This window comes from Vibrio sp. L85 (genome assembly GCF_963871815.1).
Taxonomy (GTDB): Bacteria; Pseudomonadota; Gammaproteobacteria; order Enterobacterales; family Vibrionaceae; genus Vibrio; species Vibrio harveyi.
The window spans coordinates 1-263 of record NZ_CAWMYL010000242.1; the positions used below are offsets into that span (position 1 = coordinate 1).

The following is a 263-nucleotide window of genomic DNA, read 5'->3' on the forward strand; positions in this document are numbered from 1 at the left end:
CAATGGAAACCGGATTACTTTGGTCTGAACCGATAGTCGCTAAATCGTCCTCGTCCACGCTGATTGCGTCAACGTCAGTAATGGTTGGCTTATCATCCACAATCGTGACTGGAATGGTTGCCGTTGTGCTATCACCGTCAAAATCAGTAACGATGATTGGGAAATTGAGGATCAATTCATCACTGTTTGGCGCGTGGTCAATTGGGCCTTGTAGCGTGAAGTTATAGCTGCCATCGGTGTTGACCGTTAACGTAAAGACCGCA

Annotated in this window: 1 protein-coding gene; it reads right to left on the bottom strand. The window is 47.1% G+C overall.

The annotated features are described in order from the left end of the window. A partial coding sequence (locus AACR11_RS22790) for a T1SS-143 repeat domain-containing protein (RefSeq protein ID WP_223295769.1) occupies positions 1–263 on the bottom strand: 263 nt, incomplete at both ends.